The sequence below is a fragment of the Nonomuraea purpurea genome (genome assembly GCF_042650645.1).
Taxonomy (GTDB): domain Bacteria; phylum Actinomycetota; class Actinomycetes; order Streptosporangiales; family Streptosporangiaceae; genus Nonomuraea; species Nonomuraea purpurea.
The window spans coordinates 116,282-141,528 of the sequence record NZ_JBHSBI010000010.1 but is presented as its reverse complement, the minus strand read 5'-3'; the positions used below and the strand labels follow the sequence as shown (position 1 = coordinate 141,528).

27 protein-coding genes and 1 riboswitch are annotated in these 25,247 nt (G+C 70.2%); of the genes, 16 read left to right on the top strand and 11 right to left on the bottom strand.

Features of this window, described 5'->3' with window-relative positions; all coding sequences use genetic code 11:
- The first annotated feature begins 25 nt into the window (after positions 1 to 25).
- The 4 genes from ACFOY2_RS21085 to ACFOY2_RS21070 are packed head-to-tail and all read left to right on the top strand — an operon-like array spanning position 26 to position 3,969.
- Positions 26 to 598: a TetR/AcrR family transcriptional regulator gene (locus ACFOY2_RS21085; protein ID WP_379529759.1), complete on the top strand. Its 573-nt coding sequence runs from the start codon at positions 26 to 28 to the stop codon at positions 596 to 598.
- A 50-nt stretch (positions 599 to 648) separates the two neighbouring features.
- Positions 649 to 1,848 carry a Cmx/CmrA family chloramphenicol efflux MFS transporter gene (locus ACFOY2_RS21080; RefSeq protein ID WP_379529758.1) on the top strand — a complete coding sequence of 400 codons (1,200 nt, stop codon included), beginning with the start codon at positions 649 to 651 and terminating at the stop codon, positions 1,846 to 1,848.
- The gene (locus ACFOY2_RS21075) at positions 1,845 to 2,660 is read left to right on the top strand and encodes an MOSC domain-containing protein (RefSeq protein ID WP_379529757.1); all 816 of its coding nucleotides are present in this window, start codon (positions 1,845 to 1,847) and stop codon (positions 2,658 to 2,660) included. The genes ACFOY2_RS21080 and ACFOY2_RS21075 overlap by 4 nt, the downstream gene beginning before the upstream one ends.
- A 40-nt stretch (positions 2,661 to 2,700) precedes the next feature.
- On the top strand, positions 2,701 to 3,969 hold the full coding sequence (locus tag ACFOY2_RS21070; protein ID WP_379529756.1) for an MFS transporter: 1,269 nt from the start codon (positions 2,701 to 2,703) through the stop codon (positions 3,967 to 3,969).
- 7 nt (positions 3,970 to 3,976) lie between these two features.
- On the opposite strand, the gene ACFOY2_RS21065 is transcribed toward ACFOY2_RS21070, so the two are convergent.
- Positions 3,977 to 5,545, bottom strand: coding sequence for a bifunctional 3'-5' exonuclease/DNA polymerase (locus ACFOY2_RS21065; protein ID WP_379529755.1), 1,569 nt, complete (start codon positions 5,543 to 5,545; stop codon positions 3,977 to 3,979).
- A 21-nt stretch (positions 5,546 to 5,566) separates the two neighbouring features.
- A complete protein-coding gene (locus tag ACFOY2_RS21060; RefSeq protein ID WP_379529941.1) occupies positions 5,567 to 6,853 on the bottom strand; it encodes a metallophosphoesterase family protein in 1,287 nt (428 codons plus the stop codon).
- Positions 6,854 to 7,183: 330 nt separating this feature from the next.
- On the opposite strand from ACFOY2_RS21060, the gene ACFOY2_RS21055 reads away from it, so the two are divergent.
- Positions 7,184 to 7,597, top strand: a complete 414-nt coding sequence (locus ACFOY2_RS21055) for a hypothetical protein (protein ID WP_379529754.1) — start codon at positions 7,184 to 7,186, stop codon at positions 7,595 to 7,597.
- Positions 7,598 to 7,636: 39 nt separating this feature from the next.
- Here ACFOY2_RS21055 and ACFOY2_RS21050 read toward each other — a convergent pair whose 3' ends face one another.
- On the bottom strand, positions 7,637 to 9,397 hold the full coding sequence (locus tag ACFOY2_RS21050) for an FAD-binding oxidoreductase (protein WP_379529940.1): 1,761 nt from the start codon (positions 9,395 to 9,397) through the stop codon (positions 7,637 to 7,639).
- Positions 9,398 to 9,428: 31 nt separating this feature from the next.
- Here ACFOY2_RS21050 and ACFOY2_RS21045 point away from each other — a divergent pair, with 31 nt between their 5' ends.
- The 5 genes from ACFOY2_RS21045 to ACFOY2_RS21025 all read left to right on the top strand — a co-directional run bounded on the left by ACFOY2_RS21045 (position 9,429) and on the right by ACFOY2_RS21025 (position 14,286).
- A complete protein-coding gene (locus ACFOY2_RS21045) occupies positions 9,429 to 9,941 on the top strand; it encodes a TetR/AcrR family transcriptional regulator (protein WP_379529753.1) in 513 nt (170 codons plus the stop codon).
- Positions 9,931 to 11,430: a glycerol-3-phosphate dehydrogenase/oxidase gene (locus ACFOY2_RS21040; RefSeq protein WP_379529752.1), complete on the top strand. Its 1,500-nt coding sequence runs from the start codon at positions 9,931 to 9,933 to the stop codon at positions 11,428 to 11,430. The genes ACFOY2_RS21045 and ACFOY2_RS21040 overlap by 11 nt, the downstream gene beginning before the upstream one ends.
- A gap of 103 nt (positions 11,431 to 11,533) precedes the next feature.
- Positions 11,534 to 12,403, top strand: a complete 870-nt coding sequence (locus ACFOY2_RS21035) for a sucrase ferredoxin (RefSeq protein ID WP_379529751.1) — start codon at positions 11,534 to 11,536, stop codon at positions 12,401 to 12,403.
- Positions 12,404 to 12,503: 100 nt separating this feature from the next.
- On the top strand, positions 12,504 to 12,815 hold the full coding sequence (locus tag ACFOY2_RS21030; RefSeq protein WP_101784355.1) for a WhiB family transcriptional regulator: 312 nt from the start codon (positions 12,504 to 12,506) through the stop codon (positions 12,813 to 12,815).
- Between the two features lie 262 nt (positions 12,816 to 13,077).
- A complete protein-coding gene (locus ACFOY2_RS21025; protein ID WP_379529750.1) occupies positions 13,078 to 14,286 on the top strand; it encodes an esterase-like activity of phytase family protein in 1,209 nt (402 codons plus the stop codon).
- A gap of 49 nt (positions 14,287 to 14,335) precedes the next feature.
- On the opposite strand, the gene ACFOY2_RS21020 is transcribed toward ACFOY2_RS21025, so the two are convergent.
- Positions 14,336 to 14,569: a DUF397 domain-containing protein gene (locus tag ACFOY2_RS21020; RefSeq protein ID WP_357804998.1), complete on the bottom strand. Its 234-nt coding sequence runs from the start codon at positions 14,567 to 14,569 to the stop codon at positions 14,336 to 14,338.
- Between the two features lie 137 nt (positions 14,570 to 14,706).
- Positions 14,707 to 15,588 (bottom strand): helix-turn-helix domain-containing protein, encoded by an 882-nt coding sequence (locus ACFOY2_RS21015; protein WP_379529749.1) that lies wholly within the window; start codon positions 15,586 to 15,588, stop codon positions 14,707 to 14,709.
- 129 nt (positions 15,589 to 15,717) lie between these two features.
- On the opposite strand from ACFOY2_RS21015, the gene ACFOY2_RS21010 reads away from it, so the two are divergent.
- Positions 15,718 to 16,191: an ATP-binding protein gene (locus ACFOY2_RS21010; RefSeq protein WP_379529748.1), complete on the top strand. Its 474-nt coding sequence runs from the start codon at positions 15,718 to 15,720 to the stop codon at positions 16,189 to 16,191.
- 10 nt (positions 16,192 to 16,201) lie between these two features.
- On the opposite strand, the gene ACFOY2_RS21005 is transcribed toward ACFOY2_RS21010, so the two are convergent.
- Together ACFOY2_RS21005 and rsgA are read right to left on the bottom strand one after the other, a co-directional pair.
- Positions 16,202 to 16,828 carry a phosphoribosyltransferase gene (locus ACFOY2_RS21005; protein WP_379529747.1) on the bottom strand — a complete coding sequence of 209 codons (627 nt, stop codon included), beginning with the start codon at positions 16,826 to 16,828 and terminating at the stop codon, positions 16,202 to 16,204.
- A gap of 81 nt (positions 16,829 to 16,909) precedes the next feature.
- A complete protein-coding gene (gene rsgA, locus ACFOY2_RS21000; protein ID WP_379529746.1) occupies positions 16,910 to 18,007 on the bottom strand; it encodes a ribosome small subunit-dependent GTPase A in 1,098 nt (365 codons plus the stop codon).
- Between the two features lie 232 nt (positions 18,008 to 18,239).
- Here rsgA and ACFOY2_RS20995 point away from each other — a divergent pair, with 232 nt between their 5' ends.
- From ACFOY2_RS20995 to ACFOY2_RS20985, 3 genes are all read left to right on the top strand, one after another.
- Positions 18,240 to 18,836 (top strand): sigma-70 family RNA polymerase sigma factor, encoded by a 597-nt coding sequence (locus ACFOY2_RS20995; protein WP_379529939.1) that lies wholly within the window; start codon positions 18,240 to 18,242, stop codon positions 18,834 to 18,836.
- Positions 18,833 to 19,546 (top strand): anti-sigma factor family protein, encoded by a 714-nt coding sequence (locus ACFOY2_RS20990; protein ID WP_379529745.1) that lies wholly within the window; start codon positions 18,833 to 18,835, stop codon positions 19,544 to 19,546. The genes ACFOY2_RS20995 and ACFOY2_RS20990 overlap by 4 nt, the downstream gene beginning before the upstream one ends.
- A gap of 162 nt (positions 19,547 to 19,708) precedes the next feature.
- Positions 19,709 to 20,977: a CHRD domain-containing protein gene (locus tag ACFOY2_RS20985; RefSeq protein ID WP_379529744.1), complete on the top strand. Its 1,269-nt coding sequence runs from the start codon at positions 19,709 to 19,711 to the stop codon at positions 20,975 to 20,977.
- A 262-nt stretch (positions 20,978 to 21,239) separates the two neighbouring features.
- On the opposite strand, the gene glyA is transcribed toward ACFOY2_RS20985, so the two are convergent.
- The 4 genes from glyA to ACFOY2_RS20965 form a co-directional block, all read right to left on the bottom strand.
- On the bottom strand, positions 21,240 to 22,490 hold the full coding sequence (gene glyA, locus ACFOY2_RS20980) for a serine hydroxymethyltransferase (protein WP_379529743.1): 1,251 nt from the start codon (positions 22,488 to 22,490) through the stop codon (positions 21,240 to 21,242).
- A gap of 25 nt (positions 22,491 to 22,515) precedes the next feature.
- Positions 22,516 to 22,598: riboswitch (ZMP/ZTP riboswitch) on the bottom strand.
- A gap of 57 nt (positions 22,599 to 22,655) precedes the next feature.
- A complete protein-coding gene (locus ACFOY2_RS20975; protein ID WP_379529742.1) occupies positions 22,656 to 23,588 on the bottom strand; it encodes a YihY/virulence factor BrkB family protein in 933 nt (310 codons plus the stop codon).
- A 79-nt stretch (positions 23,589 to 23,667) separates the two neighbouring features.
- Positions 23,668 to 24,042, bottom strand: a complete 375-nt coding sequence (locus ACFOY2_RS20970) for a YccF domain-containing protein (protein ID WP_357804952.1) — start codon at positions 24,040 to 24,042, stop codon at positions 23,668 to 23,670.
- 102 nt (positions 24,043 to 24,144) lie between these two features.
- On the bottom strand, positions 24,145 to 24,903 hold the full coding sequence (locus ACFOY2_RS20965) for a TIGR03084 family metal-binding protein (RefSeq protein WP_379529938.1): 759 nt from the start codon (positions 24,901 to 24,903) through the stop codon (positions 24,145 to 24,147).
- Between the two features lie 55 nt (positions 24,904 to 24,958).
- Between ACFOY2_RS20965 and ACFOY2_RS20960 the strand changes: the two genes are divergently transcribed.
- Positions 24,959 to 25,084 (top strand): hypothetical protein, encoded by a 126-nt coding sequence (locus ACFOY2_RS20960; RefSeq protein WP_357804948.1) that lies wholly within the window; start codon positions 24,959 to 24,961, stop codon positions 25,082 to 25,084.
- Between the two features lie 60 nt (positions 25,085 to 25,144).
- A complete protein-coding gene (locus ACFOY2_RS20955) occupies positions 25,145 to 25,228 on the top strand; it encodes a putative leader peptide (RefSeq protein WP_311132608.1) in 84 nt (27 codons plus the stop codon).
- The last annotated feature ends 19 nt before the right edge of the window (positions 25,229 to 25,247 follow it).

Sequence of the window (25,247 nt, the reverse complement as noted above, 5' to 3'; positions counted from 1 at the left end):
GTCCAAAACGGGTAGCGTGCTCGGCATGGCACGACCCAGGACGTTCGAGGAGGACCGGGCGATCGAGGCGGCGATGCGCGCGTTCTGGACCGCGGGCTACGAGGGCACCTCGACGCAGGACCTGTGCGCGGCCACCGGGCTCGGGCGCAGCAGCATCTACAACACCTTCGCGAGCAAGCGCGAGCTGTTCGAGAAGGCGCTGCGCCGCTACACCGGCGAGCGCATCGAGCGGCTGGCCGAGCTGATGGACGGCGACCTGCCGATCAAGGAGAAGGTGCGGACCGTGTTGTGGTGGGCGGTCGACCCCGACGCCGGAGACCCGGCCGGGTGCCTGGTGGTCAACTCGCTGGTCGAGCTGGCTCCGCGCGATCCGCACTTCGCCGAACTGCTGCGGCGCGACACGGAAAAGCGGCTCGGCATCCTGCGGGCGGCGATCGAGACGGCCCGCTCCCGCGGCGAGCTCGACTCCGGCGCCGGCTCCGGAGCCCTGGCGGGTTTCGTCGTCACCACGGTCAGCGGCCTGCGCGTGGCCGCGCGGGGCGGGGCCGACAGGGCCGCGCTCGAAGCCATCGCGAAAACCGCGCTGAGCGTCTTCTGAGTTTTTCACGCCCTCATTTTGAACTGATCGATCCAAAAAGGAGGTCCGCCATGCCCTTGGCGGTCTACATACTGGGCCTTTCCATCTTCGCTCAGGGCACCTCTGAGCTGATGCTGGCCGGGCTGCTCCCCGAGATGGCCGCCGACCTGCGCGTGTCGGTGCCGGAGGCGGGGTTGCTGATCTCGGCGTTCGCGATGGGAATGCTGGTGGGCGCGCCGGTGCTGGCCGTGGTCACGCTGCGCTGGCCCCGGCGTACGGTGCTGCTGGCGTTCCTGGCCGTCTTCGCCCTGACCCACGTCGTGGGCGCGCTGACCACCAGCTACGGCATGCTCTTCGCCACCCGCGTGGCCGGGGCGTTCGTGTACGCCGGATTCTGGGCCGTGGCGGCCAGCACCACGATCGGCCTGGTGCCCGCCAACGCGCGCGGCAAGGCGATGAGCGTGCTGGCGGGCGGGCTGACGGTCGCCACCGTCATCGGGCTGTCGGCGGGCACGGTCATCGGGCAGCACCTCGGCTGGCGGGCCGCGTTCTGGGCAGTGGCCGTGCTGTCGGTGCTCGCCGGGGCCGGCATCCTGGCCACCATCCCCGGCGGGAAGGGGGCCTCCGGGGACGGCCCCCACCTGGGCGTCGAACTGCGTTCGATGATCAACCCCCGGCTCTGGCTCTCCTACGGCATCACCTCCCTCACCACCGGGGCCCTGCTGGCCTCCTTCAGCTACCTGAGCGTGCTGCTCGTCGACACCACCGGCCTGGACCCCGCCTGGGTGCCCGCCGTCCTGGCGCTCTACGGCGCGGGCGCGCTGATCGGCATCACCATCGGCGGCAGGCACGCCGACGCGCGCCCGTTCACCGTCCTGTACGCCGGGGTCACCGCTCTCATCGTCACCTCGGCCGCGCTGGCCGTGTCCGCATCCCTGCCCGTGGCGGCCGTCGTGCTGATCTTCCTGCTCGGCGCCTTCGGCTTCGCCACCAACCCGGCGCTTCAGACCCGCGTGTTCGCCCTGGCCAAGGACGCCCCCACGCTGGCCGCCGCGCTGAACGTCTCGGCGTTCAACGTCGGCATCACCGTCGGCCCGTGGCTGGGCGGCCTGACCATCGGCGCCGGTCTCGGCTACCCGTCCGTGGCCTGGGTCGGCGGCGCGATCGGCGTGCTCGCCCTCGCCTGCGTGGCCCTGGCCTCGGCCCTGGGGCGCAAGGGCGTCGAGACCCTGCGGACCGCGCAGAGCGGTGAGGTACGGTCGGCCGCATGAAGCTGGCGAGCATCCACTTTTACCCCGTCAAGTCCACGGCGGGACACCATGTGCGAGAGGCCGAGGTGCAGCCGTGGGGGCTCGCGGGCGACCGGCGCTACCTCGTCACCGACGCGCGCGGCGAGATGCTCACCGCGCGGACCGAACCGTGGCTGCTGGCCTGCGTGGCCGAGCTCGACGGCGACGCGCTCACGCTGACGGGGCCGCATGCCGCCCCGCTGCGGGTCACCCCGAACGGCGTCATGTCGGCGGTGGACATGCGGGGCACCTCCGTGGAGCTCACCGACTGCGGGGACGACGCGGCGCTCTGGCTGTCGGAGCTGGTGGGGCAGCGGGTGCGGCTCAAGTGGCTCGACGACCCGACCCGCCGTCCGGTCAACCCCGCGTACGGACGCCCTGAAGACCGGGTGAGCCTGGCCGACGGCTACCCCCTTCTGCTCACCACCACCGCCTCCCTCGCGCTGCTGAACGACTGGATCGTGGAGACGGCGCTGGAGCGCGGTGAGGAGGCGCCGCCGCCGCTGCCCATGCACCGGTTCCGGCCCAACGTGGTGATCGACGGGGTGGAGACGGCGTTCGCCGAGGACGGGTGGAAGCGGGTGCGCATCGGCGAGGTCCCCTTTCGGGTGTCCAAAAGGTGCGATCGATGTGTGCTCACGACGATCGACACGACCACCTACACGAAGGGCAAAGAACCCATCAGAACGCTGTCCCGGCACAGGAAGCAGGACGGCAAGGTGTGGTTCGGCATCAACCTGATCCCGGACGCGCCGGGCCGCGTCACCCAGGGGGACCCGGTGGTCGTTCTGTAGACCTTTGGGGGGATGTCAGGGCCTATGCGAGACTTCACACGTGACCAGTGCCCCCACAAAGCCCGCTGTCTCATCCCCTGACCGTATTCGGAGCATTCAGCGCCGCACGCTGGCCGTCCTGTCGGCCGCCCAGATCGTGGGCGGGGTGGGGGTGGCCGTCGGACTGGCGCTCAGCTCGGTGGTCGTGGACGAGCTTTCCGGATCCACGGTGATCAGCGGCTTCGCCGGCACGGCGACCGTGCTCGGGGCGGCGCTGCTGGCATTGCCGATGGCCAGGGCGTCCAGCAGGGGCGGGCGCCGTTCCGGACTGGCGCTGGCGTACATGGCGGCGCTCGCCGGTTGCGCGATCTCCGTGGCCGCGATCAGCCTGCGCTCCTGGCCGCTGCTGCTGGCCGGGCTGGTGCTGGTCGGCGGCGGGAGCGCGGCCAGCCTGGCGGCGCGCTACTCGGCGACCGACCTGTCGCCGCAGGGGCACGCGGCCAGGCACCTGTCGCTGGTCGTGTGGGCCTCCACCATCGGCTCCGTCGCCGGCCCGAATCTGGCCAAGCCCGCCGACCAGATCGGCATGCGGCTCGGGCTGGTGGAGAAGGCGGGGCCGTTCGCGTTCGCGGCGCTGGCGTTCGCGCTGGCGCTCGTCATCGTCTTCGGCCTCCTGCGGCCCGACCCGCTCAAGCTGGCCCGCGACCTGGACGGCACACAGACCGACAAACCCGGTCGCACCCGGACGATCAGGACCGCCTGGGAGACCCTGCGCACCACCCCGATGGCCCGCCGCGCCCTCATCGTGATCGCGGTCAGCCATACGGCCATGGTGTCGGTCATGTCCATGACCCCGGTCAAACTCCACCACGACGGCTCGAACCTGGACGTCATCGGCCTCGTGATCAGCCTGCACATCGCCGGCATGTACGTCCTGTCGCCCGTCGTGGGCTGGCTCGCCGACCGGGCGGGCAAACTGCCGGTGCTGGTACTCGGCATGGCCCTGCTGCTCGGCGCGGCCACGCTGGCGGGCACGGCCGGACCACGGGTGTGGCAGGTGACCACGGCGCTCGTCCTGCTCGGGCTGGGCTGGTCGTGCGGGCTGGTGGCCGGGTCCGCCCTGGTCACCGAGTCCGTCCCGCTCGATCGCCGCCCGGCCGTGCAGGGGCTGTCGGACCTGCTGATGAACGTCTGCGGCGCCACGGGCACGATCGCCGCCGGCGCCATCGTGGGGCTGCTGTCGTTCGGGGCGCTCGGGCTCATGGTCGGCATCATGGTCGCCGCCGCCGGCCTCTGGCTCACCGCCGTCCGGCGCACCGCCCGCCCCTGACGGCAGGTCACTTGGCCTCCGCGTACGACTTCACCGCCACCGCCGACATCGGGAAGCGGACCGGGGTGGCGCCGAAGAGCAGGCGGGTGGCCTCGGCGGCGGCCTCGGAGACGGCCGCGATCACCTCCTCGGCCTGCGCCTGCGGGCAGTGCACCATCACCTCGTCATGCTGGAAGAACACCAGCCGCGCCGGCTCGGGCAGCAGCCCGCGCAGCACCGCGAGCAGGGCCAGGGCCCACTCGGCCGCCGTGCCCTGCACCACGAAGTTGCGGGTGAAGCGCCCCCGATCGCGGGCGGCCCGCACGCCTTCGGGCCCCGAGACCAGCTCCCGCCAGCGCGGCGAAGGGGGCGGGCTGGTGCGCCCGAGCCAGGAGCGGACGATCCGCCCCTCCTCCCCCGTCTTGGCCGCGTCCTCGACGAACTGGTAGGCCTTGGGGAAGCGCTGCCGCATGACGGCGAGCAGTTTGGAGGCGTCGCCGCTGGTGCCGCCGTACATGGCGGACAGCATCGCGATCTTGGCGTTCTCGCGCTGCCCGCCGAACGACTGCGCCAGCGCCGAGTACAGGTCGATCTCCCCCGCCGCCCCGGCCAGCCCCACGTCGCCGGCCATCGCGGCCAGCACGCGCGGTTCGAGCTGGGCCGCGTCGGCCACGACGAGCGCCCATCCGTCGTCGGCGACCACCACGCGCCGCATCACCTTGGGGATCTGCAGCGCCCCGCCCCCGTTGGTGGCCCACCGCCCGGACACGACGCCGCCGACCACGTATTCGGGGCGGAAACGCCCGTCGCGCACCCACTGGTCGGCCCACACCCACCCGTGGAAGCTGAACAGCCGGGCCAGCTCCTTGTAGGCCAGCAGTGGCACGACGGCCGGGTGGTCGACCTGCTTGAGCTCTGACGACCTGGTCGTCTTCAGCGCCACTCCCGCCCCCTTGAACGCCTTGACGAGCTGCTGCACCGAGTCGGGATTGACCGGCTGGCCGAGCGCCGCCGTCACCTCGTCGGCCAGCGCCTGCAGCTTGACGGGGCGCATGCCGTGGACGGGCCTCGGCCCGAGCAGATCGGTCAGCAGCGCGTCGTGCACGTCTCTGCGCCACGGCATGCCGTCGTGGGACATCTCGGCCGCCACCAGCGCCCCCGCCGACTCGGCCGCCACCAGCAGCCTGAACCTGCCGGGCTCGGGCAGCGCCTCGATGCGCCGGAGCTGGTCGGCCAGCACCTCGGCGATCGCCTCCGCGCCGAGCGGCTCGGGCGCGAACAGCGTGTCGGGCGCGCTGGGCCGCTCATCGGGCACGGGCAGCCCGTGCAGCCTGGCGTGGGCCGCCCTGGCCGAGCGGGGCTCGCCGTAGCGGCCCTCGTAGGCGAGCAGCAGCCCCTCGGTCAGCGCGATGTCGTGGCAGCGCGCGACCCGCACGCCCGCGCGCAGCAGGGGCGCGTAGTCCTCCCGAGCCTCGGCCCACACCCACCGAGGCCGCTCGGCCTCCTCCATCTCGCGAACGGCCTTCGCCGGATCGGCGGGACGGCGAAGCGCGCCCCCGACAGGGAGCACCGTCTGCGCGGCGACCACGACGTACACGCGGTCAAGGGTGCCAAACGGCTACGACAATCGGATCGTCACCTCGTCCTCCAGCGGCGGCTCCACCTCCTGGGCCAGGCATCCGGTGGCGGCCAGGCAGCGCAGGGTCAGCGTCTCCTGGGTGACCGAGATGTGCAGGAACTGCTTGAAGAACGGTGGGGTGTCCCAGTCGGACAGCTCGGACAGGTAGCGGTGGAACACCTTGTCCACGGGCAGCCTGAACGGCCACGGCCAGGCACCGAGCAACCGCGCGGCCCACCGCATCCTGCGGGTGATCGTGACGGGCCCCTCCGGCGTCCTGACCGGCTGGTTCTTGATGTGCTCCGACATGATGCACAGCCCCTCGGACGGCGTCAGCCCGAGCCACTTCATGCGCAGCCTGCGGGCGTAGAGCTGGCTGTAGAACGACAGGGAGTCGCCGCGCAGCGGGTAGCACCTGAAGTCGTCCTCGTGCACGCCGCCCGCGTCCACCCTGCCGATCGTGTGCGTGGCGTGCATGAACGCGCCACCGCCGCCCGACACGATGTACTGGATGACCCGGTCGCCGACCTTGACCGGATAGCGCTGGTAGTTGTGGACGTCGCCGCCGATGGCCGCGACGTAATGGTGTGCCGGATCGCGCACGATGTCGTCAATCGTGCCGCCCTCCTCCAGCTTCGAGGGCTTGTAGGCGTTGCCGGTGTAGATGGGCTTGCCCGTGACGAGGATCTTGGGCCGGGGATCGAGCGAGACGCGGCGCAGCCAGGCGGTCTGCGCCTTGTCGATGACGTTCCTGATGCCGGTGTCGACCCCGACGATGAGCAGGCTGTCGCTCTCGATCACCCAGTACGGCCCCGGCTGCGTCGCCTGCTGGGATGGTTTGTCCCTGAACCGGCGCGCCTCGGTCAGCAGCGTCTCGTCGATCGTGTCCGGTTTGCGCCACAGCAGCCCGCGCAGCCCCCGGTCCGGCTTGGGCTTGAGCGCCGGCGTGTCGCAGAACACCCGCATGAACCCGCCGAGCCCGTCATACCAGTCGTGGTTTCCCGGGATGGCGTAAATGGGGGCGTCGTAGTCCTTGTACGGACGGAAGAACTTGTCCCCGTACTCGTTCCCCGATCCCGTCGGATAGATCACATCGCTGGCTATGACGGCGAAGGACGTGTCCTTCCCGGCTTTCAGCATCCCCGGAACAACGGCGTACTGAGAGGCATCTCCTTCGCCGGTATCACCGAGCAGGAGAAAACTGAAATTTCCCCCGAGAGGTGGCTTGATGCGAAATTCCGGGTCTATCCCGCGCGCTTCCTGAGCCGCGATCCACCGCGCCCGCACCTCACCCGAGGGATCGCCGAACAGCCCGGCCAGGATCTCGTTGCGCGAGCGCCACAACGTCCGTAAATTCAGCCAGGAAAATCCCTGATCATCTGGCCTGAGCTGGGCAAACGTTCCGGTCTGCGTGCAGGTCCATCCCGCGCCGTCCTCCGACACCCGTGAGGAAAGCTGCTTTCCGCGCTCGGCCGCGACTTCCACCATGACCACATCTTTACCGTGATCTCCGATTCACGCATCCCGAACGCTCCGTACTGTCGAGAACACAGAAGGTTCGCAATGGTGTACCCTCACCCCCCAAACCAGCGGTTGGGACCGCCAAGGGGAGCTCCCATGACGCGTAACGGGCCGGACGACGCCACCAGGAAAGGCACGTCCGAAGTGGATGCCGTCGAGGGGCTGCTGGCCTACGCCCACAGCCGTTCGCGCTGGGGCGGCGCGGCCCTGCGCAGCCTCACCGAGGCCATCGCGCTCAGCAGGACGCTGGCCGGGAAGTCCCCGGAAGAGCACACGGTGCTGCTGGCCCGCTGCCTGCGCACCACGGCCGGGCACCTGCTCAAGCGCAACCGCGCCGTGCAGGCGCTGCCGCTGGCGCAGGAGGCCGTCGCGCTGACGCGTTCGATCGGCGGGGCCCCGCTGGTGGTCTCGCTGACCTGCCTCGCCTCCGCCTACGAGGCGCTCCACCGCTACAGCGAGGCCGCCGCCACGCTGGCCGAGGCCGACGCGATCACCCCACCGGACGACTGAGCAGCACGCGATCACCCCGGACGACTGAGCAGGACGGGATCACCCCTCCGGACGGCTGAGCAGCACGCCGGGGTTCATGATCCCGGCGGGGTCGAGCCTCGCTTTGACCGCCTCCAGAATCGCCACCCCGACGGGCCCCAACTCGGCGGCGTAGGCGCCCCGATGGTCGCGCCCGACCCCGTGGTGGTGCGTGATCGTGCCGCCCGCCGCGACGATGGCCGCGTTCGCCGCCGCCTTGGCCCGCTCCCACTGCGCCACCGGGTCGTCCTCCTGGGGCGTCACGACGGTGAAGTACAGCGAGGCGCCGGTCTCGTACACGTGCGAGACGTGGCACATGACCAGCGGCGAGCCGAGCGCTCCGAGCAGGGCCAGCCGGACCGCGTCGTAGAGCCTGGGCAGGGTCGCCCAGAACCCGGCCGTCTCCAGCGTCTCGACGGTGGCCCCGGCCGCGAGCAGCGAGTCGCGCAGGTACGGCGCGGAGAACCGGCCGCGCTCCCACGCCCGCCCCGGCTCGGCCCCAAGAGGCTCACCTCCGAACCGCGCCAGCACGGCGGACGCGGCGATGCGCCGGTCGTCGCCGGAAAAGCCCCCGAAGCCGCTCGGAACGCCCGTTGCGCCCTCGAACCCCGCCTCCCCGGACGCCGCCTTCCGGGCCCCCGCCTTCCCGGACACCGCCTCCCCGGACGCCGCTTTCCCAGACGCCGCCTGCCCGGGGGCCGTCACCGGCACTCCCTCGGGCTCCGTCACCGGAACTCCCTCGGGCTCCGCCGTCGGTGCCCTCTCGTAGCCCGCGATCAGCAGGCAGCCTGACCCGCCCGAGCCGATCGCGTCCGGCTTGGCCAGGCCGACCATGGTCTCGGTCTCGTCCGAGAGCCGCAGCACGGCGGGCAGCGGCCCGTTCTGGGCGAGCGCCCGCATGGCCGCCGATCCCCGCTCGAACGACGCGAACCGCCATCCTTCGTAGACCCACCCGACGGGAGCCCGCCGCACCCGCAGCCGCAGCGACGTGATGACCCCGAACACGCCTTCTGAGCCAAGGACGAGCTGCCGCAGATCGGGCCCCGCGGCCGACTTGGGCGCCCGGCCGAGCTCCAGGGTTCCCGCGGGCGTGGCCACGGTCAGGCCCACGACCATGTCGTCGAAGCGCCCGTACCCGGCCGAGGCCTGCCCGCTGGACCTGGCCGCCGCGAAGCCGCCGAGCGTGGCGTACTCGAACGACTGGGGGAAGTGCCCCAGCGTCAGGCCGTGCGCGGCGAGCAGCCGTTCGGCGTCGGGCGCCCGCACCCCCGGCTCGAACTCGGCCACCATCGACTCCGCGTCCACCGACCGCAGCCGGTCGAGCCGTCCCAGGTCGAGCGCGACCACGCCGGGGAAACCCGCGCGTTCGGCCGCGAGCCCGCCGACGACCGAGGTGCCGCCGCCGAAGGGCACGACCGCGACCCGCTCGCGCGAGCACAACCGCAGCAGCTCGGCCACCTCCTCGTGGGAGGCGGGCAGCACCACGGCGTCGGGCGCGTCGCAGCCGTCCCCCGCGCGCATCCGCAGCAGGTCGGGGGTGGACTTGCCGCGGGTGTGCCGGACGCGCGCCTCGTGCCCGGTCAGCACGTGTTCCGCGCCGACGACTTCGGCCAGCGCGTCCAGCACCGCGGGCGTCAGGGCCGCCTCAGGCAGGCGCACCGACTCCAGCGAGGCGGCGGGAACGCTCGGCGCGCGCACCCCGAGGAGGTCGCGCAGCAGCCGGCGGACGGGCTCGGGCAGCTCACTGGCCTTGGCGGGGTCGCCCCAGCCGGACCAGAGCATGGATTCTGCAGGCACGCTTACACTGTGACATATGACGTCGATTCGTCACAATGACGGCGTTCTGGACGCGGCCCGCGACTGCGTGCTGGCCTACGGAGTGCGCAGGACGACCCTCACCGACGTGGCGCGCAGGGCCGGGGTGTCCAGGATGACCATCTACCGGCGCTGGCCCGACGTGCGCACGCTGGTCGCGGACTTGATGACCAGGGAGTGGGTCAGCCTCGTCGAGGCGCTGGACATGTCCGACCCGGTGCGCGCGGCCGTCGCGGGGGTGCGGGGGCTGCGCGGGCACCCGTTGTGGCGGAAGATCGTGGAGGCGGACCCCGAGCTGCTCCTGCCCTACCTGCTCGACCGGCGGGGCGCCGGCCATGAGGCCGTCCTCGAGGTGCTGGAGCGGGCACTCGGCGATGCGCGCAGGGCCAGGGCGGTGCTGCTGGTGGCGCAGTCGTTCCTGCTCTCGGCGCCCACCATGCTCGACCCCGTGACGATGGACGAGCTCGACGCCGAGCTCGCCGCCCTGTTGGAGGCCTACCTTGGCGAGTAGCTCACTCAACGCCCGCAGAAGAGCCCGCGAACTGCGCGAGGTCGCGGAGGAGCGGATGGACGTGCTGGTGGTGGGGCTCGGCGCGACCGGCGCGGGGGCCGCGCTCGACGCCGCGTCCCGGGGGTTGAGCGTGGCGGCTATCGACGCGCACGACCTGGCGTTCGGGACGTCCAGGTGGAGCTCCAAGCTGATCCACGGCGGTCTGCGCTACCTGGCCAGGGGGCAGGCCGGCGTCGCCTACGAGAGCGCGGCCGAGCGCGGCGTCCTCCTGCGTACGACGGCTCCGCACCTGGTCAAGGCGCACCCGTACCTGCTGCCGCTGACCGAGGAGGTCTCGCGGCGGCAGGCCGCCCTGGTGATGGCCGGCTACCGGCTCGGCGACGGGCTACGCGCCGCCGCCCGCACGCCGCGCCGCCTGCTGCCTGGCCCCACACGCCTGAACGCGGCCCGCGCCCGCACCCTGGCCCCCGTGCTGAACGCCGAGGGCCTGCGCGGCGCGCTGCTGTCGTGGGACGGCCGCCTGCTCGACGACGCCCGCCTGGTGGTGGCGATCGCCAGGACCGCCGCCGCGCACGGGGCCCGCGTGCTCACCCGCTGCCGCGCCCTGCGGCTCACCGACCACGGCGCGCGGGTGCGCGACGAGCTGACCGGCGAGGAGTTCACCCTCCGCGCCAGGGCGGTGATCAACGCGACGGGCGTGTGGGCCGGCACCCTGGACCCCCAGGTGAAGCTGCGGCCCTCCCGCGGTTCCCACCTCGTGCTGGCGCCGGGGACGCTTCCCGGGCTGATCGCCGGCCTGCATCTGCCCGTTCCCGGAGAGACCAGCCGATTCGCGCTCGTACTCCCCCAGCGCGACGGCCGCGTCCACGTCGGCCTGACGGACGAACCCGTGGACGGGCCGGTGCCCGACGTCCCCGAAGTACCCGAGGAGGACGTGAGAGCCCTTCTGAAGCTACTGAACGGGGTTCTTGAGACCCAGGTGACCCCTGAGGCGGTTGCGGGCTCCTACGCGGGTCTCAGGCCCCTTCTGGCGGCCGACGGGCGCTCGGCCGACCTGTCGCGAAGCCACGCGGTGCTGTCGGAGGGCGGGATCGTGACCGTGGTCGGGGGCAAACTGACGACATATCGCCGCATGGCGGAGGACGCGGTCGATCGCGCGGTCTCGTCCAGAGACCTCCGGGCGGGCCGCTGCCGTACGCGCAAGCTCCCGCTCGTCGGAGCCGGTCCCCTGCCCGCCGGGGTGCCGCCGCGCCTGACCGACCGGTACGGCAGCGAGGCCGCGGCCGTCCAGGAGCTCGCCGAGGCCCATCCGGAGGAGGCCGGGCTCGGCGTCACCGAGGGCGAGCTGCTCTGGTCGGCCCGGCACGAGGGCGCGCTCGACGAGGGCGACCTGCTGGACAGGAGGACGAGGATCGGCCTGGTCAAACAAGACAGAGACCGCGCCCTGCCGGCGGCACGGAAGGTATTTGAGCGAATCCCCCGCCTCTGACCTCGCCATGACGTTAGGTTAGTCTTACCTAATTCGGTGGCGAAGGGGGAGAGCGGCGTTGGCCAGGGGTTGCGAGCATCCGGTCGGGTGTCACACCGGGGAGGTGCCCACGCTGGCCAGCGCCACCGTGGGAGCCCGGCTCTGGCTGCTCATCGAGTACTCCGGAGCGTGGCCGTCACACCTCGAAAGCTTTGAACTTCCTGAAAAAATCTCAGAACTCGTACGCAGGGCGCTCGAACGCGGTATCAGGCCCCAGTTGATCCGCCGGCCGGGAAAGCGGACCCGCCCGCAGGAGCAGGGGATCCGTGTGCTAGTGGCCCACGCGGCGGGCGATCGTCCCTGGTTGGCGAGCGGCGTCGTCGCAGGTCCTGACGATCTTGACCTGGACGCGCTCGTGGCCGGAGTGGTCCCCGGGTCCTGCATACTTGAAGACGAGCCGGTATTTCTGGTCTGCACGCACGCCAAGCGCAATGCGTGCTGCGCCCGCATTGGACTACCCCTCGCTCGGTCGCTGGCCGAATCGCTGCCCGACAGAGTATGGGAAACGTCACACGTTGGCGGCGATCGCTACGCCGCCAACCTCGTGTGCTTGCCACACGGAATTTTCTACGGCAGCATGTCTCAGGCTGCTGCACTGGCAGCGGCTAACGCGTACCGGTCGGGCGAGATCATTCTCGACCGTTACCGGGGACGCGCAGGCATCCCTGAGCCATTGCAGGCCGTCGAGCACTTCGCCCGAGCCCATACGGGAGAGTGTTCTGTCGGCGCAGTGGCCGTGGAATCCTCCAGGTCGGACGGCGACGTCACCGAAGCCATCGTGCGCTGCGGCGACGTCCGGTTCCAGGTTGTGGTTGAGCCATCGGTGTTCACAGCACCGTGTGGTACGGCTTGCGCCGAGACGATCACCACCTACCGGCTGGTTTCGCTGGACAGGCTCACGCCTGTGCGGTACGCCACGCCCGCCCTCGCCTGATCAGGGAACATCACGGCCCTAACTTGCGTTGGAACAGTGACGCCAAAAGCGTCCAATGCGGCTCAATTACCGAAATACCTCTCACGAAGGTGGTTTTCTCATGTCTCAGGTACGTCGGCAGCTCGCCCGCCCGCGCCCCAGTTGGGGTTGGCAGGATGATGCCGCGTGCCGGGGTGAGGACCTCGTGCTCTTCTTCGGCCCCGACGGGGAGCGGCAGCCCGAGCGTGACGTACGTGAGCGGAAGGCCAAGGCGATCTGCGCCCAGTGCCCCGTTCGCACCGAGTGCCTAGACTACGCGCTGTCCCGTCCGGAGAAGTACGGCACGTGGGGCGGCCTCAACGAAGACGAGCGCGCCTCCGAGCGTCGGCGTCGTATGCGCCGCGCGGCCAGCGCCGGCATCTCCGCCGCCTGACACACCCGGCAGCAAACACGATCATCGCGTGATCAAGCAGTTGTCCCGATGAACCGGAGCCTGGCCCTCCACGCGCAGGCTCCGGCGAACCCGGTCGGGACAACTGCCTGATCAAGCACACCATCCGATGCCCTGGTCCTCCGGGGCTTTTCTCATTCCCGCGGCAGTGCCGAGGCGACATGGCCGCTCCCGACGCCCATTCGTCATTATCTGTTGCCGTCTGTTCGGGATCGCGTCATTTGCCCACCCTAGGGTGCCCGGCATGAAACGCATCGCCATCCTGATCTGCGCCGGCGCCACGGTGCTCTCCCTGGCCGCGCCGGCCGCCGCCGATCCGGAGCCAGGGCGCCACGACCGCCCCGAGTTCGGCCGGGCCACGCTGACCGGGTTCGCGTCGCTGCCCGCCCAGACCTACGTCCCCGGCAGCGAGCCCTCCGGGTCGCTGCTGGGCACCGACCCGGTCAACGGGCTCACCCCGCCCTTCCCCGGGCAGCCCGTCCAGGGCTTCAGCGGCATCGTGCGCCGCCACGACGGCACCTACGAGGTGCTGTCCGACAACGGCTACGGCAACAAGGCCAACAGCTCGGACTTCCTGCTGCGCGTCCACCGCGTCAAGCCCGACTTCAAGGCCAAGAGCGTCCAGGTGCTCGGCGGCTTCAACCTGACCGACCCGCGCGGGCTGGTGCCCTTCGCCCTGACCAGGCAGGACCGTACGCTGACCGGCGCCGACTTCGACGTCGAGTCGATCGTGCGGACGCAGGACGGCACCCACTGGATCGGCGACGAGTTCGGCCCGTTCCTGCTGCACTTCGACCAGAAGGGCCGCCTGATGGAGGCCCCGATCGAGTTGCCCGGCGTCAAGGCCCCCGAGAACCCGTACCTGAACGGCGGCCAGCCGAACCTCGGCAGCAGCAAGGGCTTCGAGGGCATGGCCAGGTCCGTGGACGGGCGCAAGCTCTACCCGCTGCTGGAGGGCACGGTGAGCGGCGATCCCGCGGGGACGCTGCGGCTGCACGAGTTCGACCTGCGCAAGCGCGCCTACACCGAGCGGCGGTGGACCTACAAGCTGGACGACCCCTCCCACGCCATCGGCGACGCGATCGCGGTCGACGCGGACCGTCTGCTGATCATCGAGCGCGACAACCTGCAGGGCGAGGCCGCCAAGGTCAAGCGGCTCTACCTGGCCGACATGCGGGACAAGGACCGTGACGGCGCGCTGGACAAGACGCTAGTCGCCGACCTGCTCGACATCGCCGACCCGCGCGGGCTCGGCGGGGCGCCGGGGACGTTCAGGTTCCCGTTCCAGACGATCGAGGACGTGGCCATCCTGGACGACCGCACGCTCGCCGTCCTCGACGACAACAACTTCCCCTTCTCCAACGGGCGCACGCCCGGCAAGCCGGACGACAACGAGTTCATCACCATCCGCTTGACGCACGGCCTCAAGGCCGACCCCCGCGTCTACCGGTGAGCCACGGCGGGCCGCCGGTCACAGCAGAACCAGCGGCCCGCCGAGCCGGTCAGACGATCAGGTCGTCGAACTCGCCGTCCTTGGCCCCGAGGACGAATGCGGTGATCTCCGCGCGCGTGTACACCAGCGCCGGCCCTTCGGGGAAGCGTGAGTTTCGCATGGCTATCTCCCCGGTGGGCAGGTTCGCGACTTCCACGCAGTTGCCGTTGGGGTTGCTCCGCTTGCTCTTGCGCCAGACGACGGGAAGGCGGCCGGCGGACGTTCCGTTCCGGAACTCATGCATGGGGGCGACACTCCTCGCGATCTTACGGATGCACGTGCATCCGCATTTGCGAAGCGACAATACGGCAGGGGGCTGTTCCCCATATAAAGGACAGCCAAAATTCCCGATATGCAGTGGATCACAGAGGTATCCGCAGCTCATCGGGAAATCAGGCGCTCCAAGAACCGCCTGGTCACCTTGGGCTCCTCCGCCTGGATGCTGAGCCGGTCCATGACCTCCATGTAGTGGTCGGAATCGGCGGGTTTATCCAGGTAGAGGGCACTGGTGAGCTGCTCCATGTAGACGACGTCGGGCAGCTCGCGCTCCGGGAAGCGCAGGATGCTGAACGGGCCGCCGGCCGCCGCGTGGCCGCCGCGCTCGAACGGCATGATCTGGACGGTGACGTTGCGTTCGGCCGTCACGTCCAGAAGATGACCGATCTGCTCGCGCATCGTCTCCGGGCCGCCCAGCATCCGGCGGACCACGGCCTCGTCGATCACCGCCCATAGCGTCAACCCACTCTCCAACCGGTCCTGCCGGATGGTGCGCAGCTTCACCCGCCGGTCGAGCTCGGCCTTCGTGGCCCTCTCGTGGGCCAGTTCGATGACGGCCCTGGCGTAGGCGGGGGTCTGCAGCAGCCCCGGCACGAACTGGTTCTCGTAGGTGCGGATGCTGGAGGCGGCGCCCTCCAGACCGATGTAGACCTCGAACCATGGAGGCAGCAGATCGCCGTAGTTGTGCCACCATCCGGGGGCGTTGGCCTGTTCGGCCAGGGCGAGCAGCGGCTCGCGTTCCGCGGGGTCGCTGACCCCGTACAGGGTCAGCAGATCGGCCACGTCGCGCTGCTTGAAGCTGACCTGGCCGAGCTCCAGCCGACTGATCTTGGCGTGAGATGCGCGAATCGAGTACCCGGCGTCCTCGCGCGAGATACCCTTCTCCGTGCGGAGCCTGCGCAGTTGGGTCCCCAGCAGGATCCGCAGCACCGTCGGGCTTCCCGGCGAATGGCTGAGAAGCTTCCCTTCCGCGCTCTCTGCGCTCACCTTGCCGCTCCTAGATCATCTGCACGTGCAGATGCGATCTGCATCCGTAAACCACGAAAAGTCTTGCATTGGTAAGCACTCCCCGTAAAGATGGGCATTGGATCACCAGACCGCGCTTCGGGGGCCTGAATGACGACTTTCGACGCTCGGCCGCAAGCCGTCATCGGTTCCCGGCCACCAGGATGGCTATCGTCCATTCTGCTCGACGGCCACGCCGGTGCGTGCGACGCGGTGTTCCCTTTCCATCAACGCACCGCCCTGGAGCCCGCCTGCGTGGCGACGGCCAGGAAGTTCGTCGATCAGACGCTCGGCTCGTGGGGCGTGCTCGAATTCGCCTTCGACGCTCAGCTCGTGGTCTCGGAGCTGGTCACCAACGCCATGCGGCACGGGGGCGGGGCCGTTCAGCTCAGGTTGCTGTCGTACCAGACCCAGTTGGCATGTGTGGTGACCGATCACAGCCGATCGGTGCCGATGGCCTCGACGGCCGACGTGTACGCCGAGTTCGGGCGGGGGCTGCGGCTCATCGACGCCCTGTGCTCCACGTGGGGATGGGTCTCCCCCGGCGGCGCGCGCAAGCAGGTCTGGGCGATACTCGCCTGCTGAGGCCCGCCGGTCATCCCCTGCCGAGCAGTTCGAGCACGTCGTCGTCGCTGAGCTGGTCGAAGTGCTCGTACCACTGGCCCACGGCCCTGAAGTCGACCGGCTCCCGCAGCACCACCACCTCGTCGGCCTCCTCCCGCAGCGACATCACGGTTTCGCGCGCGCCGACCGGCACGGCCAGCGTCACCTTGGCGGGCTTGGCCGCCCTGACGGCCCTGAGCGCGGCCCGCGCGGTGCCACCCGTGGCCAGGCCGTCGTCCACCACGATCACCTCACGGCCCTCGATCGAGGGCAGCGGACGATCGCCCCGGTACGTGCGCACCCTGCGGGCCAGCTCGCGCCGCTCCCGCTCGACCACGCCCGCGACGGACTCGGGCGTCAGGCCGAGCCGGTGCAGCAACCGCAGGTCGAACACCGGCTCCCCGCCCTCGGCCATCGCGCCGACGCCCAGCTCCGGCGCCGGCGGATAGCCGATCTTCCTGGTGACGAGCACCTCCAGTTGGGTGCCGAGCCGGCGCGCGATGGGCGCCGCCACCGCGACCCCGCCTCTGGGCAGCGCCAGCAGGACGGGGTCGCGCGCGTCCCGCAGCCGCTCGGCGAGCAACGCCCCCGCCTCTGCCCGGTCTGCGAAAAGCTCCATGACCTGTGCCTACCCGCTGACACGCGCTCCTCGCGCCCTGCTCAGGGCCGCCCTATCGGGGCGGGCGTGGCGGGCGTGGCGTCAGGGGCGGTTGCGGCTGGAGCGGCGCATCTCCTTGTCGATCACCTTCCATTTGTTCTGCTGCTCCTTGCGCAGCCGGGCGTCCGTCCTGGACGCCATCCAGGCCGCCTCCCGCTGCAGCTTGCGCCAGCTCGTCAGCCGCCGCTCCGGCAGCTCCCCGCTCTCCAGGGCGGCCAGCACGGCGCAGCCGGGCTCGCTGAGGTGCCCGCAGTCGCCGAACCTGCACCGTTCGGCCAGCGACTCGATGTCGGCGAAGACCCGGTCGACGCCGTCGCCGATGTCGTACATGCCGATGCTGCGGATGCCGGGCGTGTCGATGACGATCCCGCCGCCGGGCAGCGGGATCAGCTCCCGGTGCACGGTGGTGTGCCGGCCGCGCCCGTCGCCGGCGCGTACCTGCTGGGTCTCCATGACCGTGCTCCCGGCCAGGGCGTTGACCAGGGTGGACTTGCCCGCGCCCGAGGGGCCGAGGATGACGGCCGTACGGGAGCCTTCGAGGTAACCCGCGGCGAGGGACACCCCGTCGCCGTGCAGCGGGGAAACCGGGTGCACGTCGATGCCCGGCGCGGCCACGCGCACGTCGGCGAGCAGGTGGTCGAGGCCCTGCTCGAACAGGTCGGCCTTGGTGACGAGCACGACGGGCGTGGCGCCGGACTCCCAGGCCAGCGCGACGAGGCGTTCGATGCGGCCGAGGTCGGCGAAGTCGCCGCCGTGCATGGACGGCTCGGCCACGAAGACGACGTCGACGTTGGCCGCGAGCACCTGGCCCTGGCCGTCGCCGGAAAGGCCGCCCCCCAGTGAACGGCTCACGCCGCCCCTGATGAACGCGGTCGTCCTCGGCAGGACCTCGTCGAGCTCGTGGCGGCCCTCCGGCAGCCGCCTGAGCGCGACCCAGTCGCCGACGCAGGGCAGTTCGAGCGGGTCGGCCGCCGAGGCACGGCGCACACGGGCACTGTACTTGACCGACATCTGACCATCGGCGGCGATCACCTCGGCGGCGCCTCGGTCGACGCGCGCCACGCGGGCGGGGACGGTGTCAGCGGGCAGCTCGGCGGCGCGGGAATCGGCCCAGCCGAGCGGAGAAAGATCGTTGTACAACGTGGTGAAACCTTTGATCGAGAAGGAACGGGCAGCTCAGCGGAGCTCCCGGAGGTGGACGGACGACAGCGTGAACGGGACGACCCGCATAGTCCTCACCTCCTCGATCGATTCCGGAGCGACTTTACGCACCTGACCTGTGCGACGCAATCACATTTCATTACCCGATTTGTTGAACCCTGCCTGGGCGACTGGCCGTACCACCTCCCGACGGACACGAGAAAGGGGAATGATGCGAGTCGGCACGTATCCCCCGCCCTCGGCCGAGGGAGTGGCCCCGGTGGGCAAGCCGCGCTTCAGGCACTTGATCCGGCGTGTGCGGCCGGACGACGAGGTCGTCGTGTCCGCGCTCTACCGGGAGTATCACAGGCCCTTACTGGCCTTCGTGATCAGGCTGACGGCGGGTGATCGGCAGTGGGCGGAAGACGTGGTGCAGGAGACTATGATCCGAGCGTGGAGAAGTTCGGACCAGCTTGACCAGAATTCGGTCTCGCTGATGCCCTGGCTCGCCACGGTTGCCAGACGTATCGTGATCGATGACCGGCGACGCCGGGATGCCCGGCCCCAGGAGTCGGGCGACGGACCGCTGGAGAGCATGCCCGTGCCGGACGAGATGGAGGGACTGCTGCACCAGGTGGTCGTGTCTGAGGCGCTGAAGGCGTTGTCGCCGGCACACCGCGAGATCCTCAACGAGACGATCCTGCGGGACCGGTCGGTCAACGACGCCGCGCGGGCGCTCGGCATCCCGGTGGGCACCGTGAAGTCCCGGGTTTACTACGCGGTTCGCGCGCTGCGTATCGCGCTGGAGGAGAGGGGGGTGACAGCGTGACTTCGAGGGTCGAGCACACGGATGTGGGCGCCTACGCGCTCGGACTACTGGATGAGGACGACCGGCAGGCGTTCGAGGCTCATCTGCTCGGCTGCGCCCCCTGCCGGGCCGAACTGGCCGATCTGGCCGGCGTGGCCAGCGCGCTGGACGGCATCGGCCCCGTCGAGGATCCGCGCCCCCCTTCGCCTGAGCCCGTGATCGACCTGCTGCGGCGGACGAAAGTCTCCGACAAGCGCACCCGCAGGGGGACGTTCGTGATCGGGCTGGCGGCGGCGATCACGCTGGTGGCCGGCGGGCTGACGATCGGCACGCAGCTCTCGGGGGGCGGCGCGCCACAGGTCGCGGCGCAGGGGCACGGTCACGACATGGGCCCGGCCGAGCAGTTCTACGCCGACGGCAAGCCGATCGACGGCAAGGGCGTGGACGGGGTGACCGGCGGCCTGGTGGTCGAGTCGAAGGGCTGGGGCACCCACGCGGCGCTCAAGCTGGCCGGCGTCAAGGGGCCCTTGGAATGTGAGCTGGTCTCCGTCTCCAAGTCGGGAGAGCGGCGGATCATGACCGGGTGGTCCGTACCTCCAGCCGGGTACGGAGTGCCGGGTTCGCCCGATCCGCTCTACATGCATGGCGGCAGCGCCACGCCGCTGAAGGACGTCGATCATTTCGAGGTCGTCACCTCCACAGGCAAGAAACTGCTCACCATCCAGGCCTGAACCCCTGGCCTTCCAAGCCCTCCCGCCGCTGGTGGGAGGGCTTTTTCATGCCCAATCCCTTATGTGTATTTTTACGGGTTGATTCCGTTGAACCTCCTCGGGCTCCGGCGCGTACTGCCTGCCGTACCAACCGGAATATCAAGCCTTTTAAGAGGTTTCATCATGTCTATCCGAAAGATCACTCTTCCTGGCGTTCTGTTAGCTTCCGCCCTGTTCGCCGTGCCCGCTCCCGCCCAGGCCGCCTCCGGTGACGAGGTGTTTCTCGCGGCCGGGCTGCGCGGCGCGAACGAGGTGGGCGCCAAGGGCGACGCCGACGGCCGCTCGACGGTCGTGCTCAAGATCAGCGGGAACGAGATCACGTTCGCGGCCCGCTGGAACAAGATCGGCGCCCCTGCCGCCGGCCACGTCCACCTGGGCGCCAAGGGCGCGAACGGCGACGTCAAGCTCGACTTCTTCACCAAGCCGCTGCCCAAGACCGTCCTCGGCGTCACCGGCACCGTCAAGACCGACGCCGAACTGGTCAAGTCGCTCGTCGACGACCCCGGCGGCTTCTACGCCAACCTGCACGACGCCGCGCACCCCAAGGGCGCGGTACGCGGCCAGTTCCACCGGCTGAGCAAGCCCATCGACCTCAACGGCGTGCTGCACGGCAGCGACCAGGCCACGCTCTCCGCACACGCCGACGGCGGGCAGGGGATCCAGGAGAGCGACGGCAAGAAGCGCGGCGACCAGGACGGCCAGGCCGTGTGGTGGCTGCGTCCGAACGGCTCCTCCATCGCCTACACCGCCTCCTGGTCGGGTCTCGGCGCGGTCACCGGCGGGTACCTGCGCAAGGGCGCGCCCGGCAAGAACGGGCCGGTGGCGGCCGCCCTGTTCGCCGGGGCCCTGCCGGACAACCTGACGGGCGTGGCGGGCCAGGCGCCGGTCGCCGCCAAGGTCGTCAAGCGGATCGCCGCCGACCCCGGCCGCTACTACGTCAACCTGGGCGACAGCGTCCGCGGACAGCTCTCAGACCGGCCGTTCACGCATCCGCGCGCCCTCACGGCCGAGGTGCTGCGCGGCTCGCAGATCTACTCCTGCGCCCAGCAGCCCTCGGGCGGCTACGCCTTCACCCAGCTCGGCGTGACGGCCAAGCTGCGGCGCGAGATCGACCACTCGTTCGTGACGCCGTCCTCGGGCCCGCCGCAGTGGATCGCCCCCGACGGCAGCGCGGTGCGCGGCGCGGTCGTCACCAGAACGCCGAACGGCGACGGCAACATCCCCGAACTGGTCCTGGACGCCACCCAGTCCGGCGCGAAGGGCGGCCTGCTGGCCCACACCACCCAGATCCTCCGCCTGAACACCACGAACGGCGCCGCCCCCACAGGCACCTGCACGCCAGGCACGGAGATCAAGGTCCCCTACGGCGCCGACTACCTCTTCCTGGGCTGAAGGCCGCTCTGGGGACGACTCGGCCCCGTCCCCAGAGCACACGATCAACCACGCCACAATCTTCCGCCTGGCAAAAACCTACGTAGACGCCCCGGAGCACCACATCGTCCTGAAGGCGGCCGGCGAAAACCACGGAGAGGGCCAACAGGACGCCGTAGCGGCGGCCGACCCTGTGCGGGGTCAGATTGCGTATTCCTGGAGGCCCTCAGCCCTGTACAGCGGGTGGCGCCAACCAGGCCCGCCGTACAGGAAAGAAAAGCCCTTAAATTCCGGGAGCGGGGAACTGCGCGGTGAGCTCGCTGACCTCGTTGTGGACGCGGGTGATGACGTCCTCGGCGTCGCCCTTGGCGAGCGCGGTGACGACCTCGTCCATCCAGGCGCCGATCTGCCGCATCTCCGCCTCGCCCATCCCGCGCGAGGTCACGGACGGCGTGCCGATCCGGATGCCCGACGGGTCGAACGGCTTGCGGGTGTCGAACGGCACCGTGTTGTAGTTGGTCTCCAGCCCCGCCCGGTCGAGCGCCTGGGCCGCCGGCTTGCCGCCGATGCCCTTGGGCGTGAGGTCGAGCAGGATCAGGTGGTTGTCGGTGCCGCCGGAGACCAGGTCGAACCCGCGGGCGGCCAGCTCGTCGGCGAGCGCCTTGGCGTTGGCGACGACCTGGTGGGCGTAGGTCTTGAACTCGTCGGTGGCTGCTTCCTTGAGCGCGACGGCGATGGCGGCGGTGGTGTGGTTGTGGGGGCCGCCCTGCAGGCCGGGGAAGACGGCCTTGTTGAGCGCCGTGGCGTGCTCGTCGCTGGTCGCCATGAGCATGGCGCCGCGCGGGCCGCGCAGCGTCTTGTGGGTGGTCGTGGAGATCACGTCGGCGTGGCCGGCAGGGGACGGGTGGGCGCCGCCCGCGACCAGCCCCGCGATGTGGGCGATGTCGGCCGCGAGCACGGCCCCGACCTCGCGGGCGATGGAGGCGAAGCCCTCGAAGTCGATCGTGCGCGGGATCGCGGTGCCGCCGCAGAAGATCAGCTTGGGCCGGTGTTCCAGCGCGAGCTGACGGACCTCGTCGAGGTCGATGCGCCCGGTGTCCTGGCGAACGCCGTAGCGGACCGGGTTGAACCACTTGCCGGTGGCCGAGACCGACCAGCCGTGGGTGAGGTGGCCGCCGAACGGCAGGCCCATGCCGAGCACGGTGTCGCCGGGCTGCAGGAAGGCCATGTAGATCGCGAGGTTGGCGGGCGAGCCCGAGTAGGGCTGGACGTTGGCGTGGTTGACGCCGAACAGGGCCTTGGCGCGCTCGATCGCCAGGGTCTCGATCTGGTCGATGACCTGCTGGCCCTCGTAGTAGCGCTTGCCCGCGTAGCCCTCGGAGTACTTGTTGGTCAGCACCGTGCCCGTGGCCTCGAGCACGGCCTTGGACACGTAGTTCTCAGACGCGATGAGCTTGACGGTGTCGGCCTGGCGCCGCTCCTCAGCCCGGATGAGCTCGGCGAGCTGCGGGTCGACGCTAGCGAGAGAACTCATGACTCCCCTGTGATGGTTGACGGTCAGCGAAGACCCAGGCGCCCGGCCTCCGCGCTCTTCGCTCCCTGGTGGTCGATCCCACCGAATGCGCCAGTCGCGTCTCGCTACAGACGATAGCGGATCCGGCACGGAGCTCATTCTTCGTGAACTTCTGGAACCCGGGCCCTACTTGGTGCGGCTGACGCCCGGCCAGAGCCGATCGACCTCGGCGTTCAGTATGGCCCCGATGAGCACGGCCAGCGCGGTGATGTAGAGCCACAGCAGCAGCGCGATGGGCGCGGCCAGCGAGCCGTACACGGAGACGGGCGAGAACCACGCGGCCAGTACGGCCCGCAGCACGGCGGCGCAGAGGATCCACAGGAACAGCGCCAGGATCGCCCCTGGCAGCTCGCGGTACCACTTGGTCCGCACCGGCACGCTGACGTGGTAGAGCACGGTCAGGAACAGCACAGAGCCGACGACCACCACGGGCCAGTAGAGCAGGTCGACCATGACGCCGTAGTCGGCGGGCAGGGCGTCCTTGAGCAGCGTCGGCCCGACGACCAGGATCGGCATGACGATGATGCCGATGAGCAGGCCGACGACGTAGAGGCCGAACGACATGAGCCTGGTGCGGATGATGCCGCGCTCCTCGCCGAGGCCATAGGCGACGGAGATGAGGTCGACGTAGACGTACAGGGCTCGGGAGCCGGACCAGAGCGACAGCAGGAAGCCCAGCGAGATGATCGACACCTTGCCGGCGTCGTCGCTGAGGACGTCGGTGAGGAGCGGGGTGATCACCTTGTGGACCGCGTCCTCGGTGAACAGCAGCCCCGCCTGGTCGATCACCCACGTCTTGACCTGTGTGACCACCGTGGGCCCGAGCCAGGTGCCGAGCTTGCCCAGCACGCCGATCAGGCCCAGCACGAACGGGGGCAGCGACAGCAGCGCGAAGAACGCGGCCTCGCCCGCCAGGCCGGTCACCCGGTAGGTGACTCCGGCGTTCGTGGCCGCGCGCACGATCGCCCACGACTTGGTGTCGAGCACCCAGCTCAGCCTGGCCCGGGCGTTGGAAACGAGCCCCCTCTTAGGTCGGGAGGACGCTTCGGTGGAGGTCATGGCACCCAACGCTCAATGCTCCGTGCGAACGGGTTATTCGCAGTGGCTCTTCCGGACAGCTTACGCTGCCACCACTGCCCTAGTCGTTGTCGACGATGCGCGCTCCCAGTGGAAGAAGCGATACGGGGATCAGTTTGAGGTTGGCGATGCCCATGGGGATGCCGATGATCGAGATGAACAGCGGGATCGAGGTGATCACGTGCCCGATCGCCAGCCAGATGCCCGCGACCACGCACCAGATGATGTTGCCGATCAAGGAGAACACGCCCGCGTCCGGGTCGCGCACGACGGTCCTTCCGAACGGCCACAGCGCGTAGGCGGCGATCCTGAACGAGGCGATGCCGAACGGGATCGTGACGATCAGAATGCAGCAGATCACTCCGGCCAGCGCGTAGCCGAGCGCGAGCCAGATCCCGGCGAAGACCAGCCAGATGACGTTCAAAATTGTCCGCATACTTACAGCATGTCACCGAAAGAGTGACGCGCGTCATCCGGCAACACCCTGAACTTCCCCCGACCTGCGGCCTCAGGATTTCCAGGGGTTTGGCGGAGGGCCTCACGCCGGGTCCCGGCCCTTCCCAGGGGGGCCGGCGAAGGCCTGGGCGATGGGCATCCAGGCCCGTGCGGGCTCCCCTTCGAGCCGCAGCGCGGTGTCGGCCAGGTGGATCCGCTGGGTGACGACCAGGCAGAAGTCGAGGATGGCGCCGCGCACGACACTGGCCGCGTCGGCGGGCCCGGTCGTCCAGGTGGTGCCGTCGGGCATGGTCAGCTCCGCGCGCACCGGCTCCCCGGGCTCGGGCAGCCCGTGGACGGCGAAGCTGTAGGCCCTGGCCCTGAACCCGATCGTGGCCACGTGCCGCAGCCGCGCCGTCGGCTTCCTGACCACGCCGAGCGCGTCGGCCACGTCCTGCCCGTGTGCCCACGTCTCCATGAGCCGGGCGGTGACGAAGGAGGCGGCCGACATCGCCGGCCCGAACCACGGCACCCGCTCGCGCGCCCCGAGCGTGGCGAACGCCGCGAGGCTGCGGGCGCGCGCCGTGAGGAACCATTCGCGCAGTTCGGCCGGCGACAGGCCGCGTGAGTCCAGCACGAGATCGTCGACCGACCTGAAGGCGGCCAGCGCGGCGGCGTGGGCCTCTGGATCGGTCACGGCCCGCACGGCGGCGTCGTCGAACCAGGCCAGATGGCTCACCTGATCGCGGACGGCCCAGCCCTCCGCGGGCGTGGGCCTGTCCCAGTCGTCATCCCGCAGGGGCGCCAGCAGCGCCTCGAATGAGGCGGTCTCGGCCCGCAGGTCGTCGAGCAATCCGGACATCAGTTCCACGCGCGCCAGCGTAACCCGAACAACGTTCTAGGAGAATAATGCGAGCGTGATCTGTGAAAGCTGCAAGGACAAACGCCACGAGGACTGCCGCGGCGGCTCCTGGTGCGACTGCCAGCACCAGGTCGAGGAGAAGCCCAAGGAGTCGGAGCTCGACTGGCCGCGCCAGGGCTAGGACAGTCCACACTCTGGACCCGGTCTTGGACATACGGGACAGCCAGAGTATCTTCGAAGTATGCCAGCGGATCCCATGCTCGTCGGTCGGCGCCACGTCGATCTTCAGCGTGTCCGCAGTGCCATCTGTTGCGACGCCCGTTAACTCACCTGTTTCTGCCGCT

Bases quoted from the DNA above. Each gene is read 5' to 3' on its own strand.
- glyA (WP_379529743.1), bottom strand. From the start codon at position 22,490: ATGAGTTCTCTCGCTAGCGTCGACCCGCAGCTCGCCGAGCTCATCCGG.
- ACFOY2_RS20955 (WP_311132608.1), top strand. From the start codon at position 25,145: ATGCCAGCGGATCCCATGCTCGTCGGTCGGCGCCACGTCGATCTTCAG.
- ACFOY2_RS21075 (WP_379529757.1), top strand. From the start codon at position 1,845: ATGAAGCTGGCGAGCATCCACTTTTACCCCGTCAAGTCCACGGCGGGA.
- ACFOY2_RS20995 (WP_379529939.1), top strand. From the start codon at position 18,240: ATGCGAGTCGGCACGTATCCCCCGCCCTCGGCCGAGGGAGTGGCCCCG.
- ACFOY2_RS21080 (WP_379529758.1), top strand. From the start codon at position 649: ATGCCCTTGGCGGTCTACATACTGGGCCTTTCCATCTTCGCTCAGGGC.
- ACFOY2_RS21020 (WP_357804998.1), bottom strand. From the start codon at position 14,569: ATGCATGAGTTCCGGAACGGAACGTCCGCCGGCCGCCTTCCCGTCGTC.
- ACFOY2_RS20965 (WP_379529938.1), bottom strand. From the start codon at position 24,903: ATGTCCGGATTGCTCGACGACCTGCGGGCCGAGACCGCCTCATTCGAG.
- ACFOY2_RS21010 (WP_379529748.1), top strand. From the start codon at position 15,718: ATGACGACTTTCGACGCTCGGCCGCAAGCCGTCATCGGTTCCCGGCCA.
- ACFOY2_RS20985 (WP_379529744.1), top strand. From the start codon at position 19,709: ATGTCTATCCGAAAGATCACTCTTCCTGGCGTTCTGTTAGCTTCCGCC.
- ACFOY2_RS21045 (WP_379529753.1), top strand. From the start codon at position 9,429: ATGACGTCGATTCGTCACAATGACGGCGTTCTGGACGCGGCCCGCGAC.
- ACFOY2_RS21005 (WP_379529747.1), bottom strand. From the start codon at position 16,828: ATGGAGCTTTTCGCAGACCGGGCAGAGGCGGGGGCGTTGCTCGCCGAG.
- ACFOY2_RS20975 (WP_379529742.1), bottom strand. From the start codon at position 23,588: ATGACCTCCACCGAAGCGTCCTCCCGACCTAAGAGGGGGCTCGTTTCC.
- ACFOY2_RS21055 (WP_379529754.1), top strand. From the start codon at position 7,184: ATGACGCGTAACGGGCCGGACGACGCCACCAGGAAAGGCACGTCCGAA.
- ACFOY2_RS21025 (WP_379529750.1), top strand. From the start codon at position 13,078: ATGAAACGCATCGCCATCCTGATCTGCGCCGGCGCCACGGTGCTCTCC.
- ACFOY2_RS21030 (WP_101784355.1), top strand. From the start codon at position 12,504: ATGTCTCAGGTACGTCGGCAGCTCGCCCGCCCGCGCCCCAGTTGGGGT.
- ACFOY2_RS20970 (WP_357804952.1), bottom strand. From the start codon at position 24,042: ATGCGGACAATTTTGAACGTCATCTGGCTGGTCTTCGCCGGGATCTGG.
- ACFOY2_RS21085 (WP_379529759.1), top strand. From the start codon at position 26: ATGGCACGACCCAGGACGTTCGAGGAGGACCGGGCGATCGAGGCGGCG.
- ACFOY2_RS21050 (WP_379529940.1), bottom strand. From the start codon at position 9,397: ATGCTCTGGTCCGGCTGGGGCGACCCCGCCAAGGCCAGTGAGCTGCCC.